At 67.6% G+C, this 16,160-nt stretch carries 14 protein-coding genes; 2 read left to right on the forward strand and 12 right to left on the reverse strand.

Features of this window, described 5'->3' with window-relative positions; genetic code table 11:
• Positions 1 to 8: 8 nt before the first annotated feature.
• The gene (locus BLS11_RS17325; RefSeq protein WP_092539054.1) at positions 9 to 1,187 is read right to left on the reverse strand and encodes a hypothetical protein; all 1,179 of its coding nucleotides are present in this window, start codon (positions 1,185 to 1,187) and stop codon (positions 9 to 11) included.
• 307 nt (positions 1,188 to 1,494) lie between these two features.
• Here BLS11_RS17325 and BLS11_RS17330 point away from each other — a divergent pair, with 307 nt between their 5' ends.
• Positions 1,495 to 2,340, forward strand: coding sequence for a hypothetical protein (locus BLS11_RS17330; RefSeq protein ID WP_092539055.1), 846 nt, complete (start codon positions 1,495 to 1,497; stop codon positions 2,338 to 2,340).
• A 39-nt stretch (positions 2,341 to 2,379) separates the two neighbouring features.
• On the opposite strand, the gene BLS11_RS17335 is transcribed toward BLS11_RS17330, so the two are convergent.
• From BLS11_RS17335 to BLS11_RS17345, 3 genes are all read right to left on the reverse strand, one after another.
• A complete protein-coding gene (locus tag BLS11_RS17335; protein WP_139172820.1) occupies positions 2,380 to 3,912 on the reverse strand; it encodes a hypothetical protein in 1,533 nt (510 codons plus the stop codon).
• Positions 3,913 to 3,977: 65 nt separating this feature from the next.
• Positions 3,978 to 5,306, reverse strand: a complete 1,329-nt coding sequence (locus tag BLS11_RS17340; RefSeq protein WP_092539057.1) for a hypothetical protein — start codon at positions 5,304 to 5,306, stop codon at positions 3,978 to 3,980.
• Complete coding sequence (locus BLS11_RS17345) at positions 5,303 to 6,004, reverse strand: hypothetical protein (RefSeq protein WP_092539058.1); 702 nt, start codon at positions 6,002 to 6,004, stop codon at positions 5,303 to 5,305. The genes BLS11_RS17340 and BLS11_RS17345 overlap by 4 nt, the downstream gene beginning before the upstream one ends.
• Positions 6,005 to 6,131: 127 nt before the next feature.
• Between BLS11_RS17345 and BLS11_RS17350 the strand changes: the two genes are divergently transcribed.
• Entirely contained in the window at positions 6,132 to 6,896 is a 765-nt protein-coding gene (locus tag BLS11_RS17350) for a hypothetical protein (protein WP_092539059.1), read from the forward strand.
• Between the two features lie 72 nt (positions 6,897 to 6,968).
• On the opposite strand, the gene BLS11_RS17355 is transcribed toward BLS11_RS17350, so the two are convergent.
• The 8 genes from BLS11_RS17355 to BLS11_RS17390 all read right to left on the reverse strand — a co-directional run bounded on the left by BLS11_RS17355 (position 6,969) and on the right by BLS11_RS17390 (position 16,113).
• Positions 6,969 to 7,979 (reverse strand): NADP-dependent oxidoreductase, encoded by a 1,011-nt coding sequence (locus tag BLS11_RS17355; protein WP_092539060.1) that lies wholly within the window; start codon positions 7,977 to 7,979, stop codon positions 6,969 to 6,971.
• An 85-nt stretch (positions 7,980 to 8,064) separates the two neighbouring features.
• A complete protein-coding gene (locus tag BLS11_RS17360; RefSeq protein WP_092539061.1) occupies positions 8,065 to 10,401 on the reverse strand; it encodes a pentapeptide repeat-containing protein in 2,337 nt (778 codons plus the stop codon).
• 144 nt (positions 10,402 to 10,545) lie between these two features.
• Entirely contained in the window at positions 10,546 to 11,502 is a 957-nt protein-coding gene (locus tag BLS11_RS17365; RefSeq protein ID WP_092539062.1) for a DUF8108 domain-containing protein, read from the reverse strand.
• Complete coding sequence (locus BLS11_RS17370) at positions 11,499 to 12,035, reverse strand: hypothetical protein (protein WP_217629039.1); 537 nt, start codon at positions 12,033 to 12,035, stop codon at positions 11,499 to 11,501. Before BLS11_RS17370 ends, BLS11_RS17365 begins: the two co-directional genes overlap by 4 nt.
• A gap of 2 nt (positions 12,036 to 12,037) precedes the next feature.
• Complete coding sequence (locus BLS11_RS17375; RefSeq protein ID WP_092539063.1) at positions 12,038 to 13,795, reverse strand: spermidine synthase; 1,758 nt, start codon at positions 13,793 to 13,795, stop codon at positions 12,038 to 12,040.
• 63 nt (positions 13,796 to 13,858) lie between these two features.
• Positions 13,859 to 14,551 (reverse strand): hypothetical protein, encoded by a 693-nt coding sequence (locus BLS11_RS17380; protein ID WP_092539064.1) that lies wholly within the window; start codon positions 14,549 to 14,551, stop codon positions 13,859 to 13,861.
• A 153-nt stretch (positions 14,552 to 14,704) separates the two neighbouring features.
• The gene (locus BLS11_RS17385) at positions 14,705 to 15,235 is read right to left on the reverse strand and encodes a DUF7970 domain-containing protein (RefSeq protein ID WP_092539065.1); all 531 of its coding nucleotides are present in this window, start codon (positions 15,233 to 15,235) and stop codon (positions 14,705 to 14,707) included.
• Positions 15,232 to 16,113, reverse strand: a complete 882-nt coding sequence (locus BLS11_RS17390) for a ParA family protein (protein ID WP_092539066.1) — start codon at positions 16,111 to 16,113, stop codon at positions 15,232 to 15,234. The genes BLS11_RS17385 and BLS11_RS17390 overlap by 4 nt, the downstream gene beginning before the upstream one ends.
• Positions 16,114 to 16,160 lie beyond the last annotated feature (47 nt).

Below are 16,160 nucleotides of genomic sequence, written 5' to 3' on the forward strand. Positions count from 1 at the left end.
GGCGGCTTTCAGACGTACCCGAACAGCGACGCGGCGAGCGTGACGAACCACGCGGAGACGCCCAACGCCGTAAGCCGCCCGTCGTCGCGCGCGACGCCGTACGCGAGCAATCCGATCGAGCCCATCAGCGTGAACCGGTGCAGCACCAGACTGACGGGAACCGTCGAGATGCCGACGCCGCTCAAATCGAGGACGAACCCCGCGCCGAGTCCGGCGGCTGCGACGAGTGCCGTCCGAGTCGGCGGGCGTCCGCGCGCGAAGTAGGTCGCGAGTGCGGGCAAGCCGAACACCAGCGTCGGGTACAGCACCGCGGCGAACAGCTTCGGCGTCACTCCCGGCATCGCCTGTTCGGCGGTGATGCCGGCGGTGCGGACGCCGACGACGAGTCCGGCGAGCGACACCGGGAGCGCGGCGTCGGAGAGGTTCCACCGACGGCGACTGGAACGCGGGAACGCGACGCCGACGATGAGACCGGTCGAGGCGAAGTCGATGACCGTCAACCACCCGTCGCTCCCGCCGCCGCCGAGTCCGTGGTACTCGCGACTGACGCTCCCGACGAACGGTTCGTCACGGAGGTCCCGTTCGACGAACCGCGCGCCCGGCGCGACGCCGGTGACGGTGTGGCGCAGACGGAACCAGTCCCAGTACTCCGTGTGGGCTTGAAACGCCGTCCAGTTGCCGAAGGGGCCGGGGTACGCCCGGATGTGCGTCCGGTGTCCGAGGTACGTCCCCGTCGCCAGTTGGTAGGAAGACTCCACCCACCGGCCGGAGGCGTTCGGGTCGGCGGTGACGTACGTGTACCGCGAGGAACCGCGGGCCGGGTGCCACGGCGACTTCCCCACCTGTACCGGCGGCCCGTCGTCGAGTCGGGCCTCGGACTCGTTGCCTTCGGTTTCGTTGATGACCGTCCAGTTGGCCTCCGAACGGCGTTCGAGGGCCCGGCGAATCGTCCCTCGGTCGCCCCTGACGACGACGTTGATGGCGAGCGTTCGACCGTCGACGGAGCGACTGCGACTGGTGTACGGCCAGAGGTAGCTCCCCGTCTCCTCCGGTTGGTACAGTCGAGCGTCCGGAGGGGTCCGATGTTCGGGGGCGGCGCTCCCGTCGAGGAACCCGCTCGCGACGAATCCCCCCGCGAGAAGGCCGACGGTGAGTAGGCCGACGAGTAGTATTCGACGGTGTCGCACGTTCACCCCTCTGTTCGTTCTGTATTATATGTCTTATCCTCCACCGGGACAATAGTCCACCAGATGATGTTTACAGAGAAAGTGCTTAGACGGGGATATACGGCGTTAAGGACGGGTAAACCATCCCCCGGCTCGTTTACTTGTAATAGAAATTACCCGAGTTGGAGCGGCCGCAGTAAGTACCGCAGACGCCGATCGAACGAGGGAAAGGTAAAACCGTGGAGAAATCGACTACGATAGACGAACGGAGAGCGAACTCGGACGAATCGATCGCCCTCCGAGAGTCGGTTCGGTCCCCCTCACACCCATGGCAGAACCCCGCCTCCAACCGGAAGACCCCGCCGTCTCGTGGCGATACGACGTGACCGATTCGCGCCTCTTGCACACGCTCACGTACGCCCTCCCGGGGATGCTCGGCGGAGTCGTGCTCCTCGTCGCGCTACTGGCGGGAAGGATCGCACTCGATGCGGTGAGAGCGGGGAACGTCGGCCGCGCAGTCGGCGTCCTCGGCGTCGCGGTGCTGGCCCTCCTCGTCCGTCGATACGTCCCCGCGCTGTTGGGCGCCACCGACGCGTTCGACCCGTCGGGGCGCTACTCGCTCCGCGGACTCGCCGCGAGCAGCGTCGTCGGCGCGGCGGCCGTCCTCTGGAGTCTGCGAGTCTCCCCCGTCGCGCCGTTCGCGCTGTTCGTAGCGAGTTGGCTCCCGACGGTCCTCGCGGCGGAGTTTCCGACGGAGGGGCGCGCGACGCCGGAGACTGGGACGCTCGTCGTGGACGGGGAGTCTGTTCCGCTCGACGCGCTATCGCACCATCGAACCGTCTCCGTCGGCGGCGTCGCGGTCAGTTGGCTGTCGTACGCTCGCGGCGTGCCGCGGGCGCCGCGGACGGTCGTCGTGCCGACGAACGCGTTCGAGGCGGTGCGCGCGGTGCTCGAAGACGCGGAGCGTCGGCACGACGAGAGCGACGAGAGCAGGTCGTCGCTCGGCGGCGCGGAACGCGCTATCGTCGCCGCGTTCGGCCTCGGTTCGCTCGCTGTCGGACCGACGCTCTGGATGCTCCTCCCGCCCGGCCGTGGGCGCGCCGTCGCGCTCTACGGCGGCGCGCTGTTCGGCGTCTTCGGCGCGGTGTTCCTCTGGTACGCGGCGACGGCGTGAACCGGGTCCGTCGCGACCCGGAGAACGGCGGGTCCGCGGTCAGTACGCGAACAGCTTCCAGACCCACTCGCCGAGGGTGCGAGAACCGAGGGCGGTCGGACGGCGCACGTCCACGTCCTCGCCCGTCCGAACGCTGTATCGAGTCCGAACCCGCACGTCGCTCCCGAACTCGGACTCGGTGGCGCGCAGTCGAGCGTCGCCGCCGGTGACGACGCCCCGTTCGGTATCGACGCGCATTCGGATGCGAGCGGTTTCGTAGGTGGCGTTCTCCAGTTCGAACCCGTAGAGCGCACTGTACACCTCGTCGCCGCCGGTCAACTCGAGGACGAGAACGCCGTCGCCCCGTTCGACGGCGCGCCACTCGCCGGTCCCGGGTCGCGGGATTCCGAACACACCGTCGAGACGAACCGCGCGGTCGTACGACCAGAACGCCGGTTCGACCGCCGCGGTTCGGCCGTCGATATCTCGGGTTCCGAGTCGGAGGAAGTCCGCCCAGAGGACGGAGGTGTACCCGACGCCCGCGTCCGCGTACTGGTACCCGCCCGAGAAGTTCGACTCCGAGTAGAACTGCCGGTCGGGGCGGTCCACCGCCGTCCGGACGAGGAACGGCCGTCCGCGTTCGGTTTCGACGTACGTGACCTCGTAGCTCGTCGCGTCGGTGTTCTCGAACGCCGTCGCGTACGCGGCGGTGGGGTCGTCGGGGAGGGGCCGAGCGTCGGCCGTCGGGCGGGTTTCGGTCACGCGGACGGCGGCCGCGCCGCAGAGCAGTCCCGAGAGCAACAGTACGACCAACCCTAACCGACGAACCGGTATCTCCCGTCGCCGCGGCGCGGCGTCGGAGGCGGCGAACGCGACGTGAATCGGGTAGAGAAACGTCACGGAGAGCGTCGCGGCCGCCGCGCCGAGGACGCCGCCGACGGCCAGAAACGCCCGAACCGCCCGGAAGTCGCCCGAGTACTCGACGGCGGTTAGGACACAGACGCCGACGACGAGCAGACCCGCGGCGTGGAGTGCGAGTACGGTCGCCGTCCGTCGCGGTGCGCCGAGGGCGACCCCGACAGCGGTTCGGACGGCCGGGACCGCCGCGTCCCCGTCCGCGAGACGGACGACGGCGGGGACGAGCAGTCCCCACGCGAGACCGGTTCCAACGGTGACGCCGACGAACGGGGCGACGTACACCACCGCCGAATGGAACGGTTCGGCCCCGAGCGCGTACGCGGCGTAGCGAATCGGCGTATCGACGACGAGGAAGAGCGTCGCGCCGAGGACGACGGCGGCGGCGTGGCCGGCGGTTGCGGCGGCGACGAGGCGCGTGCCGACGGTTCGGAAGCGGCGACCGAGGTTCCACGGCGACCCGGCGTCCGAGTCGGCGAGTGCGGCTTCGACCGCCGGGAGGCCCGCACCCAGTAGCGGAACGACCACGACGGGCGGAAGCAGGAGGGAAGCGAGCGGGTGGACGAATCCGGCGGCGACTCTGAGCGCCGTCTCGACGACGACGGCAAAACCGACGAGAGCGAGCGCTCGCGGTCGTTCGAGGGCGACGCGAACGCCGGAGCGAAGCGGGGAGGGCACGGCCGATTCCTCGCGAGAGGTGACAAAGCCGTTACGGTCCGCGGGTCGGACGGTCGGGACGCCGACTACTCCGAGAGCGCGTCGCCGGTCGTCCGACACGCGTTCGGAATCGCCTCGGCGACGTGTCGCTGGGCGACGTAGGTCGCGATTTCGCGCCGGACCCACCGGGCTCGAATCGCGTCGTCGTCGCCGTCGTCGCCCGGGGTGAGTTCGTCGTCCGCGCGGGAGAGGCGGGCGACGACCTTCGGTAGTTCGACGCCCGTCAAGAGCGGATAGTCGTCGGTCGCTCGCGCCGCCTCGACAGCCTCGACGGCGGCGGTGCGGTACGCCGCCACGTCGCCGGTCGACTCGACCGGGAACGACTCGCCGTCGGCCACTCGGTCCCGCAGCGTTCGGAACGCCTCGACGCCCGCGAGAAGCCTGTGCATTCGAATCACCGCCGCCGCCGGACGTTCGCCCTCGTACCGGTAGTTCCGAGCGTCTCGGGCCTCTCCGTAGAGGTCGTCCAGCGCCATCCCGGCGACGGTGTCCTCGATGTCGCGTTCGACGAACGTCGGTCGCTCGCCGTCCGTCTCGCGCGGAACGTCGTCGAGCGCCTCGCTCAGCCGACCGCCGAGCGTCGCTATCGCGCGTTCGAGTCGGTTATCGAGAGGTCGCGGTTCGTCGAGCGAGTCGGTGAATCGGTCGTAGACGTGGTTCGCGACGGCGACGTTCGCTCGGGCGCGTTCGACCGCGGCCGCCGTCTCGCCGACGGCGAGGGGGTTGTCGGCGTCGTACCGCCGTTGGGGTCCGGAGTTCAGATCGAGTTCGCTGTCGGCCCGTGCGACGCGGTGTTCGAACTCCTCGTGGACGAGTACCGCGCGGACGGGGTCGGAGCCGACGTACTCCCGTCGGTCGGTGAACGCCGAGAGGTCCTCGCGAACCGACGAAGCGCGCTCGGCCACCGCCGCCCGCGTCAGGTCCTCGTCTATCGCGCGCCACGCGCCGCGGAGATTCGCCGCGTGTTCGCGGGCGTCCACCGCGGCGTCGAGGCGTTCGTACGAGGACGCGGCGGCCGTCGCCCTATCGAGTGCGTCCTCGGCACTCGTCCGTTCGTGCGCCATCTCCTCGCGGATGGCCCCGTTGGGCACCTCTTCGGAACCCAACGGGTCGGGGACGGAGTCGAGTGCGGCCCGCGCCCGGGCGACGTTCTCGTCGACGAACGCCGTCGAGATATCGACCGGGAACGTCCGGGAAGCGTCGGGGAACTCCCCGCTCGCGACCGTCCGGAGCTTCGACCTGTCGAGTTCGGGGCCGGAGTCTCCCCGGCCGACGCCGAGTTCGGAGCACCCCGCGAGGAAGGTGCTCCCGAACAACGCGAGCGCACCCCGTCGGGTGGTGTCGAAGTCGCTCATCGCTCCGCCTCCGCGGTGGCGTCGCCGCGGTCGGTTCCGTCGCCCGCAGTCGCGGGGGCCGAGTCGTTCCCGGAGTCGCCCCCGCCGGAGTCGTTCACCGGTCGTCCGTCGGGGAGGCGACACCCGCCACTCCCGTATGTGGACGCGTAACTCCGTATCTCGTCGGGGTCGACGGTGTCCGGGACGCGGACGAACCACGCGACGGTGTCGTTCGCGTCGGGTTCGCAGGCGACGTCGGCGTCGCGGTAGCGACGCACGTAACTCGTTCGTATCTCCGCGTCGGACCACTGGACGTAACAGAACTCCCGTCGGTAACACTCGCCGACGGTCGACTGCTCGATGTAGACCGTCTCGGCGTCGTAATCGGTCGCATCGAGGAACTCGCGGGCCGCCTCGACCTCCGCGCCGTCGGTCGAAAACGACAGGGAGTCGGCCGCCTCGGCGTCGGTGACGAACGCGTTGTCCAGTCCGATTCCGTCGGCCGCCTCGGCGTCCGTCGTCTCGGTCGAACCGGTCCGGACGACGGGGTTCTCGCCGGACACCCGGAGGGAGTAGGTGTCGGCGTCGGTCGAAATCTCGCCGTTCGCGTCTGAGGAGTGGGAGCCCGCCGACCCGTTGTTCGTACCGGAACATCCGGCGAGGCAAGCGAGGATACCGGCGACTCCGTGGAGGGCACGCCGTCGTGTCAGGGGACGCATATTACCTGTGGTGCCGTCCCGTCCCGAAAGTATGTTTTGGAACGTGAATGTGTCTCAAATAAGTTTCTGTACTATACGAGATTATCGTTTATATTGAAGTGTCCGCCCGGAGAAGTGACGTACACCGATGCGAACGCGATTCCCCGCAGTCGTCGTCGCCCTCCTCCTCCTCACCGCCGGGTGTAGCGCGCTCACCGACGACCGACCGCCGAGCGACGAACGCGCGGTAGACGCCACAGCGAAGGCGGCGTCGGCCCTCGACCCGGTTTCGACGTATCGGTTCGCCCTCGACGGTACCGTCCGCGCGTCCGACGGCGACCGAACGCGAACGGTGGACGTAGACGGCGAGGGCGTCGTCGACACCCGACAGCGGAAGATGGCGTCGAACGCCACCGTCGACGGGAGGACACGCAGGCAGTATCTCGACGGCTACACGACCTACGCGGAGTGCGCCGAACCGTGGGACGGGTGGAGCGTCGAGAACGCGAGCAACTCGACGGAGTGGACGAAGCTGACCCCGCTCGGTCGGCAGGTAGAGATACTGCAACGGTCGAACGTCTACTGGGAGGGCAACCGGACGGTCGACGGCAACCGAACCGCCGTCGTCGTCGCCCACCCCTCGAAGCGGACGCTCACGTCGCTTCCGTCCGTCGGCCGGACGGCGACGGACCTCTCCGAAGCCGACGTCGACAACGCGACGCTCAGAATGTGGATAGACGCGGAGACGGGGCGTCCCGTGAAGTCCGAACTCGACGTCAGCCTCTCGACGGGAGGCGCGTCGGGCGAACTGGAGGCGACTACCCGGTACTACGGGTACGGCGAACCGGCGAACGTCACCATCCCGTCCTCGGCGCGGACGGACCGGTACGAAATCGGCTGTCCCGGCGAGTGACGGCGAGAGGCGTCCGCGTCGGTCGCTCTCGGCGTCGGTATCGGTATCCGCGTCGCGGACTCGCGGGCCTCGTTACTCGGAGACCTGCACGACCTGTTTCCCGATGTTGTCCCCGGAGAACAGTCCGAGGAACGCGTCGGGGGCGTTCTCCAACCCTTCGACGATAGTCTCGCGGTGTTTCAGTTCGCCGGACGCCACCCACTTTCCGAGTTGCTCGCTCGCCTCGCCGAACCGCGTCGCGTAGTCGCCGACGAGGAGGCCCTGCACTTTCGCCCGCGGCGCTATGAGCATCGGGAGTTTCCGCGGACCCGTCGGGACGCCCTCCTCGTTGTAGTGGGCGATCTGTCCGCAGACCGCGACGCGCGCGTCCAGATTCAGCTTCGTGAACACCGCGTCCGTAATCGGTCCGCCGACGTTGTCGAAGTAGACGTCCACGCCCTCGGGCGCGGCGTCGTCTAAGGCGGCGGCGTAGTCGTCCGTCGTCTTGTAGTTTATCGCCGCGTCGAAGCCGAGGTCCTCGGTGAGCCAGTCGGTCTTCTCGTCGGACCCGGCGAACCCGACGACGCGACAGCCGCTCAGTTTCGCTATCTGTCCGACGACCGACCCGACCGCGCCCGCCGCGCCGGAGACGACGACCGTATCGTCTGGCTTCGGTTCGCCGACGTCGAGCAGTCCGAAGTACGCCGTCCGCCCGGGCATCCCGAGCACTCCGAGGTACGCCGGCAGTCCGGCGACGTCCGGGTCCACGGGCGCGACGTCGGCGGCGTCGAGAACGGTGTAGTCGGCCCACGTCCCCTCGCCGGTGACGAAGTCGCCCTCCTCGTACCGGTCGCTCCCGCTCTCGACGACTTCGCCGACGACGCCGCCTTTCATCGGGTCGCCGACCTCCCACGGTTCCGCGTACGACTCGGTGTCTCGCATCCGGCCTCGCATGTAGGGGTCCACCGAGAGGTACCGAACGCGGACGAGGAGTTCGCCGTGCCTCGGCTCCGGTCTGTCGCTCTCGCGCAGCTCGAAGCAGTCCAGATCCGGTTCGCCCTCGGGTCGCTCTGCGAAGTACCACTCGCGGTTCGAGTCTCGCATACACGCGTTTAGAGTTCCCCCGGAAGATACCTTCCGGTCGCGGAAGTTCGAAGCTCGAAAGGGGGGCGGGCGCGGAGGGGCCGACTCAGTTTCCGCCCAGCACCCGTTTGAACAGCGTGAAGGTGAGGAGGGTAAAGAGCAGGCCGTTCAACATCCCTTGGCTCGCCGCCAGCAGTTTGGCCCCGCCGCCGAGCGGATTGATGTCGCCGTACCCGACCGTACTGAAGCTGATGTAACTGTAGTAGACGGTGTCGAAGAGGACCTGTGCCGCCGACTTGTCGACGAGGCCGGGCGCGAACACGCTTCCGGCCTGCGTCAGGAACGGGCCGCCGAGGGCGTACACCAGACCGAACAGCATCGGCGAGAGGAAGGTGAGCGCGGCGATTCGGGGGAGCCGGTTGCCGTACCCGCAGGTCACCTGCATGATGAGGTTGAGGACGACGCTGGCCGCCTTCTTCCCGCGCGCCCAGACGTTCAGCGAGTACTCGTTGAGGAGGATGTCGAGGTTCTTCCGCCGGTTGTAGTAGTAGCGTTTGAACTCGAACTCCCTGCTTGCGGGCGTGTCGCCGACGGCGTCGGCGCTGTCCTGCGCCTTCCGGTACGTCTCCTCGATGATTTCGTCGGTCATCTCGACGGCGAACTGTCCGGTGGCCTCGTTGCCGACGAAGTCGTGAATCGTCCAGTCGTTGCGTTCGAGGTACGCGTGGTGGTTGCTGAAGTCGAAGTGGTCGAAGTCGGTGAGACAGAACCGGAAGTGGTCGAGCAGTTCGTGCTCGTTGCCCTCGCCTTCCAGTTGGAGGTTGCCGAGCGTCGCCCGCGTGAAGTCGTACGGCGTGGCGTCGCCGGTGACTTGCGCTATCGTGCCGCCGTTTATCGTCGCGTCGGTGAGGTCGATGTACGTATCGCGTTCGCCGCCGAGCAGGCGGAACTTCGCCGTCTCGTGGAACACCGCGCGTCGGAAGTTACAGCGCTCGTGGAACGTGGCGTCCCAAAACGAGACGTTCGTGAAGTTGGCCGACTCGAACACGGCGTCATCGCGGAACGTCGCCTCCTTGAACGACGCGTTCTCCTCTAAGTGTCGCGTCTTCCCCTCGAACACCGCCCCGCGGAACTCCGCCGGGCCGTAGAACGTCGCCTCGCGGAAGCTCGCGTCCTCGTTGAACCGCGCTTCGTCGAAGCGCGTCCGGGCGTCGAACGCGACGTCGTCGAACGTCACGTCGCCGTCGAACTCGGCCTCGACGGCGACGACGGCGTCGCCGAACCGGCTCCCGTCGAAGACGGTTTCCCCGTCGAACGCCGCGCCGGTGAGTTCGAGCTCGCCGGAGACGTCCAGACGGTGACAGTCCGCGCGCGCGGTGAACGTCGCGCGGTCGAAGTTGAGCGGCCCTTTGAACGTCGCGTCCTTGAAGTCGGCGTACCGGAAGCGGGCCAACTTGTAGTCGGCTTCCTCCTCGAACACCGCCCCCTCGAACGTCACGTCGTCGCTCGTCGTCCGACTGCCGCCGTTGAACTCGACGCCGCGGAACTCGGCCAGTCGCATGAACCGCGCGTCCTCGAAGCTCACGTCGTCGTCGAACCGGGCCTCGTCGAAGTCGGCGACCTGTTGGAACGTGGCGGCGTCGAACCGCGCGTCGCCGCCGAACACCGCGTGTTCGAAGTCGGAACCAGCGGTGAACTGCGCCCCCTCGAAGGTGACGTAGTCGAACGTCGCCTGCCGGAAACTGGCGTCGTCGCGGAACGTCGCGTCGGCGAAGGAGACGTGGTCGTCGAGGACGTGACTGCTACCGCTCGTTTCCGCGTTCCGGAAGTGGACCTGACCGTGGAACGTCGCCTCGGCGAAGCTCGTATCGCTTCGGAACGTCGTCTCGTCGCAGTTCACGTCGCCGTGGAACACCGCGCCGTCGAATCGGACGTCCTGTTGGAACGTCGCCTCCGCCGTCGTGACCCCCTCCCGCACCGTCAGGTCGTCCGCCTCCACGACGCCCGTGACGACGGCGTCCTCGAACTTGAGGCGGCCGACGGTCGCCTCCCGGAGGATGAGCCCTTGGTCGAGGCGGCCGTGCGTGAGGTCGATGCCCTCGATGTCCGCGTGCTGGAAGTTGAGGACGTGGTTCGTCGAGCCGTTGACGTCCTGATAGGTGAGCGAGAGGTGCGGCAGGTCCGCACCGACGTACTCGTTGACCCGCGTGTCCGGAGATTCGAGGTTCTCCCGGAGGTCCTCGAGGATGTCGTCAGCCGTCACGTCGTGTGCGGCGCGTTCGTCTCGACTCATGTGGAAGACGCAGTACTCGCTCTCGGGGTGGGCTTCGTGCGGGCACTCCCACGTCGCTTGGAGTCGGGCGTCCGTCCGCGTGGAGGGGTCGAAGCGGTACCGGCAGTTCGACGACGACTTCGGCGTGGGGAGGGATTCGTTTCTCGACATGGCTATGGCGTCACCGTCCTCCCTCCCGCGCGAGGCGATTCGACGGGGGAGGGGGTTCGTCTGTTCACGTATTTCATACGTTCTGTCATATAGTTTCGGTACCCGTTCGGGCGTCGCATCCGACGGAGTCGGTCGGTGCGGCGGTCAATCGAGCACCGACCGGCGTTCCTCCGGCGAGAGTTCTGCGTGGACGGCGTTGGGCGAACAGTGCTCGCACTCGCAGGCGGGGTTGGTGCTCCGGTCGTACGTCCACACCGGGTAGCCGAACAGGAAGAACGCCTCCATCTGGTGGCGTTCGATGACCGCATCGGCCGCCTGCCCGCAGTTCGGGCACCACTCCTCGTCGTCGGTCGGTTCCTGAAACGTCACCTTCCGACGGCCGAACCCCGCGTTCGAGTACGCCTCCGACCGCGACATCTCGACGAGGTCCTCGGCGGGGTACGGGGCCGCGTCGATTTCGTTGTCGAAGCCGGTTTCGGAGGCGACGTCGGCCGAGAGATACGGTCCGACGCGGACGGTGTTGTCGTAGCCGACGAAGTGGACCGTCACGTCGGCGTCTCGGCCTTCGACGCGAACGTCGTGACCGTGGCCGACGAGGTACAGTTCGAGGTTCCGCCGCGCCTTCGTCAGTTCGATTTCGTGGTCCATGCCGACGGCGTAGACGCCCGTCGTGGGGTCCGTCGCCGTCGCGGACTGCCGCCACCCGACGGTCGAAACGTCGTACTCCTCGGGGGAGGCGGTCGGCGAAACGTCGTCGGCGTAGACGTTCTCGGCGCCCGGCGCGGAGAACTCGCCCTCGGCGGCCTCGGCGGCGACGAACACGTCCTCGGCGTCGGTGACGACCACGTCGCCGTCAACCTGTTCGACGTAGCCGTCTTCGAGGCTGCCGCCGATGGTGGTCTCGGCATCGCCGCGTTCGTCGGGCCGTTCGACGTCGATTGACTGGTGGGTGAACACGTACTCCGCGTTGCGGACGGCGAAGTCGCCGCCGACGCTGTTCGTCGTCACGAACACGTCCGCCGGGTCGAGTAGTTCGACGGGCGGTCGTTCCGAACCGTTGAGCGTTACGTCGCCGTCGTAGGTCGTGGTGTCGTCTGTCATGGATGGGTTTCAGTCGCGTTCCGCGTCGGGTCGTCGAGTCGTTCGGACCGCGCCGGCGACCGGCGGACGGTCAGTCGCGTCTCGGTGTGAAGCGCCAGTTCGTGTTCGGGGTAGGTGTGGTACGTCTCGTAGCCCGTCGCGCCGACCGAGATGGTCGTCCACGCCTCCGGGGCGAACCGGTAGGCGACCGTCGCCTCGTCCGGGCCGGAGAACGCGTCTAGGGGCCGGCCGGTGACGGTCGTCGTCGCGTTGAGGCGGTCGCCGCGGAACCGGAACTCCCGTTCGACGCCGACCGAGAGCGGCGTCTCGTGCGTCGGTTCGGCCGACAGCGGCCTGCACGAACAGAGTTCGTGGAAACCGAGCGACGGGAGGCCGACGTAGTGCGACTCGCCGATTACCGTGAACGCGGCCGGGCGGCCGAGGAGTTCGTCGGGGTGGACCGCCTTCACGTCGAGGCGGTCGAAGTCGGGGCGAGTCCCGGCGTACGCGAAGTACAGTTCGGAGGGAGCGTCGGAGTGGGTGTCTGGGGACATGATCAGGTGTCGACGAGGATGTCGTAGTTGGGATGGAAGATGGAGTTCACCCGCACGCCGTTGTAGCGGGGGACTGGACGCCACCGGGCGTCTCGATAGCGGTCGGAGTACCGCCGAACGTAGTCGGTCCCGTCGGCGACGGGGAGGGACCGACGCTCGCCGGGGGCGAAGACGTAGAACCGCTCGACGCGTTCGACGTCGCCGTCGGAGTCTATGTCCTCCACCGCCCAGTAGGGGAGTTGCCGAGTGAAGCCGGCGGCTCCGACCGTGTTGAGGAACGCCTTGTTGTGTTCGGGGTAGTCGTCCGGCGAGTACGCCCACGTCACTACCACGCCGTCCTCCGAGAGGTGGCGGCGGACCGACCGATAGAACTCCTCGGAGTACAGCGTCAGGAGGTCGTCGTCCGTCGCTCCGGGGACGTCGAGGAGGACGAGGTCGTACGTCTCGTTCGTCTGCTGGAGGTAGCGGTAGCCGTCGCCGACGGTCACGTTCAGGCGGTCGTACCGGTAGGCGTCGTCGTGCCACCGTCGGAAGAACGAGTCGTTCTTCGTCCGGTTCATGAACCGAGCGTCGAGGTCGACCTGGTCGACGGTCACGTCGTACTGCCGGAGGTGGTCGACGGCGACCCAGTCGCCGCCGCCGACGACGAGTACCTTGGTCTCGGGGCCGCGTTCGAACAGCGACATCGGCACGTCCACGAGGCCGTTGTGGTAGCTGTCGGCCCAACTATCGCACATCTGCACCGCCGAGTCGAGACGGAGACACCGCTCCGAGCGACCGGTGAAGTGCGGGTTCGGTCCGCTTCCGGTCCACGTGCGCCGGTATCGGACGACGTGTTGGTACTTCGTCGTCTCCTGCGACGTGACTTCCGCGCGCATCGTACCCGGCCGGTACTCGTCTTCTATCTGCTGTTCGAGGTAGAGTTCGGACAGTCGGTCGTCCACCGTCTCGTGGTTGACCACGGCGCCCGCGTACGTCGCGGTCAAGAGTAGGCAGACGACGAGCAACGCCTTCGGAACGCGGCCGACGAGGGGCGTGGACGCCGCGAACGGCGTCGGCGACCAGCCGCCGAATCGGACGACGAAGACGAGCGCCGCGAGGCCGTTGAGCAACGCGAGCACGAATATGGTCGGGATGAGTCCCAACCCCGGGTACAGCAGTTTCGCGTAGACGATGGCCCCGAACAGGCCGCCGACGTAGTCCATCGCCAGCACGACGGAGAGACCGCTCCGACGCCCGTCGTTGCGTTCGACGGTCCAGACGACGCCGAGACAGCGAACGGTCGCGTCGTGGAGGCGGCGTCCGAACCGGCGAAGCCGCGCCGGCGTCACCGCGTCCTCTTCGCCGAGTTCGTCCACCAAGTAGGTCAAGAGCGGAAGCTCGAACCCCGAGAGGAATCCGACGACGACGACGGGGAGGCGCGCCGCGAGCCATATCAGCTCCGACGGAACCGCTTGGGGGATGCGGACGCTGTTGAGGGCGACGATTAGCAGAAACCCCGCCGGGGCGGCCGCGGCTAGGAGCACCTCGGTCCTGAAGAAGTTCTCTCCGTGTTCGTCTGCGTTCAGGTCGTCCGAGAGCGCCGCGCCGATGCCGAGGCTGAAGAAGTACAGCCCGACGGTGATGACGTACTGGGTCACCGTCCCGCCGTACATCACGGTCAGCAGTTCGGAGTAGACGAACTCGTACGCGAAGCTGCAGAACGACACGACGAACGTGAGTGCGAGGAGGGTGAGCGTCTCGGTTCGTGTATTCGACATGGAGGGTGTATCGGGGACGTGCTGGTCGCGGCTCTCGTCGGGAGGCGCTTGGGCGTCGCTACCTCAGATTCGCGGCGACACCTTCCACTCCTCCTCGATGCTGTACTCCCCGTCGGTCGAACTGTCGATTTCGAGGTCGTACGACTCCCACCGGAAGTTGTGGTTGTTCTCGGAGCCGACTATCTTGGCACCGACGCGGTACCACCCGTCGGCGGCCTGCCCGTTCGTGACGTCGTACTTCACCGTATCGTCCGGGTTTCGGAACGTCTTGTCCCACGGAACCGCGCCGGGGCCCGGCGCGTCGTCCCGGAACTGCGACGTGGTCCCGAGATACGCGACGCCGAGTGCGGCGATTCCGACGGGGTATCGAGACACCTCGTCGCCGTGGTTCTCGTACCAGTCGTCGGCGTAGTCGCCGCCGTGGTACCACGCGTACCCGTGTCTCGTTCGCGGGGCCGAGGAGTACCCGCCGTTACCGCGGCCGGACGCGCCGCGGCCGCCGCCACCGCCGCTCTTTCCTTTGGCGCTGGCGACGCCGACGGGGTTCAGCCCGCCGAGCGACTGTTGCTGTGACTCTTCGTACCTGGACATGACCCACGTGTCGTCTGCGGCGTCGATGACGAGCGACGTGTCGCTCATCTCGAAGCTCGATATGACGTTCGACTTCCGCGGGGGAGGGGACTTACTACCGAGGCATCCGCTCAGGGCGGTGAGCGCTCCGAGGCCGGAGCCGACGATAAATTGGCGGCGACGCATAGTTTGCGATTCCTCTCCAACGATTGGACAACTAGATTAACTATCTTCTGGTTTAGGGGATCGACCCGCTTTCGGACGCGCCCGTTCGCCGAGTGTCGCCGGTCGGCCGCGGCGAGAGAATCGATAAACCGTTACGCGGTGTACAAATGCCGTTCAGAGGTCGTAGCCCCACTCGCGCAGAATCTCCTCGGCGTCGTCGAGGTGGGCCATTCCGGCGAGGTAGATGGCCTCCCGGGCGTCGGTTCGCGACAGTCCCTCGCCGAGTCGCTTCTCCAACGTTCGCTCGGCGTCCACCGCCTCTTCGTGCGTCTCGCGTTGGACGAACAGCTGGTGGACCTCCGGGCGTTCGTCTTTGACCTTCTCGCGGCGAAGGATGAAGGGGAGTTCGTCGCGGGAGAGGCCGCCGTCGCCCTCGTCGCCGTCCGACGACGGAGCGTCCGCCTCGGAGTTCGTCGCCTCGCTACCCCGCGCGGCGTCGTCGCGCGTCGCGGTATCTCGCGTCGCGGCGTCCGGCGTCTCGGCGTCCCGCACGTCGCCCGTGGACGCACCCGTCCCCGAGGAGTCGCTCATCGCCTCGTCGGCGTCGGATTCGGGAGTCGCCGCCGCGTCGTTCGCCTCGGGGGGTGATTCGGCTTCATCCTCCGCGTCGTCGTCCGCGAACGGGTCCGAAGCGCCGGACTTCATACGACTACCTCGCGTTCGTCGTCGGTCAGGTCGTCCTCGGTGAGTTCGACGCCGTACTGCCCGGCGACGAAGCGGGCGAGTTCGTCGAACGCCCGCAGGGTGTCGTGTTCTCGCTCCGCGCGCTTGTTGTTCGAGACGAACTCGAACGCCGTCGTCTGGGCGTCCCACGCGCCGTTCAGCATCGCCTCGCGGACGGGTATCTTGACCGGAGAGACCGGGTAGTCGAGTTCGTTCAGCGCGGCTTCGTACTTGTCGCGCATCCGCGTGCGACGGACCTTGTTCGGCACGACGGCGACGACGCCGACTTCGGTGTCCACCTCCGCTTCGAGGTTCGAGACGGTGTCTTCCAGCCCGTAGAGCGACTGTTCGCCCTTCGGCGAGAGTTCGAGCGGGATGACGACGTTCCCGGTGGCGGCGACGGCGTTGTAGACGTGCTGACCGCCGGTCGCCGGGGGGTCGACGACGACGACGTCGTACTCGTCGGGGACGCCGGAGTCTCCGATGACGCGGCGCAGTTGGAGTTCCTTGACGAACCGACCGCCCATGTCCTGCTCCATCTCCTGGGCTCGCTGGAGGTTCGTCTCCAGGCTATCGAGCATGTTGTGACTCGGAATCACGTGCAGGCCGTGCGTCGTCTCGCGGACGAGGTCCGAGAACTCCCCCTTCGGCCGGTCGATGAGGTGACGAACGAGGTTGTCCACGTCGGGGTCGGCCCGTTCGTCGTCGACGCCGAGGTGGTGGCTCGCGCCGCCATTCTGCGGGTCGAGGTCCACGAGGAGCGTCTTCTGCCCGTGCCGCCGGTGGGCCGCGGCGAGGTTGACCGCGAGCGCGGTTTTCCCCACCCCGCCCGCCTCACTCCAGAGCGCGTACGATATCATTCGAACGTCTGCAGACACCACCTGTTCATAAATCTTGACCAAACTGA

Source organism: Halopelagius longus, assembly GCF_900100875.1.
GTDB lineage: Archaea > Halobacteriota > Halobacteria > Halobacteriales > Haloferacaceae > Halopelagius > Halopelagius longus.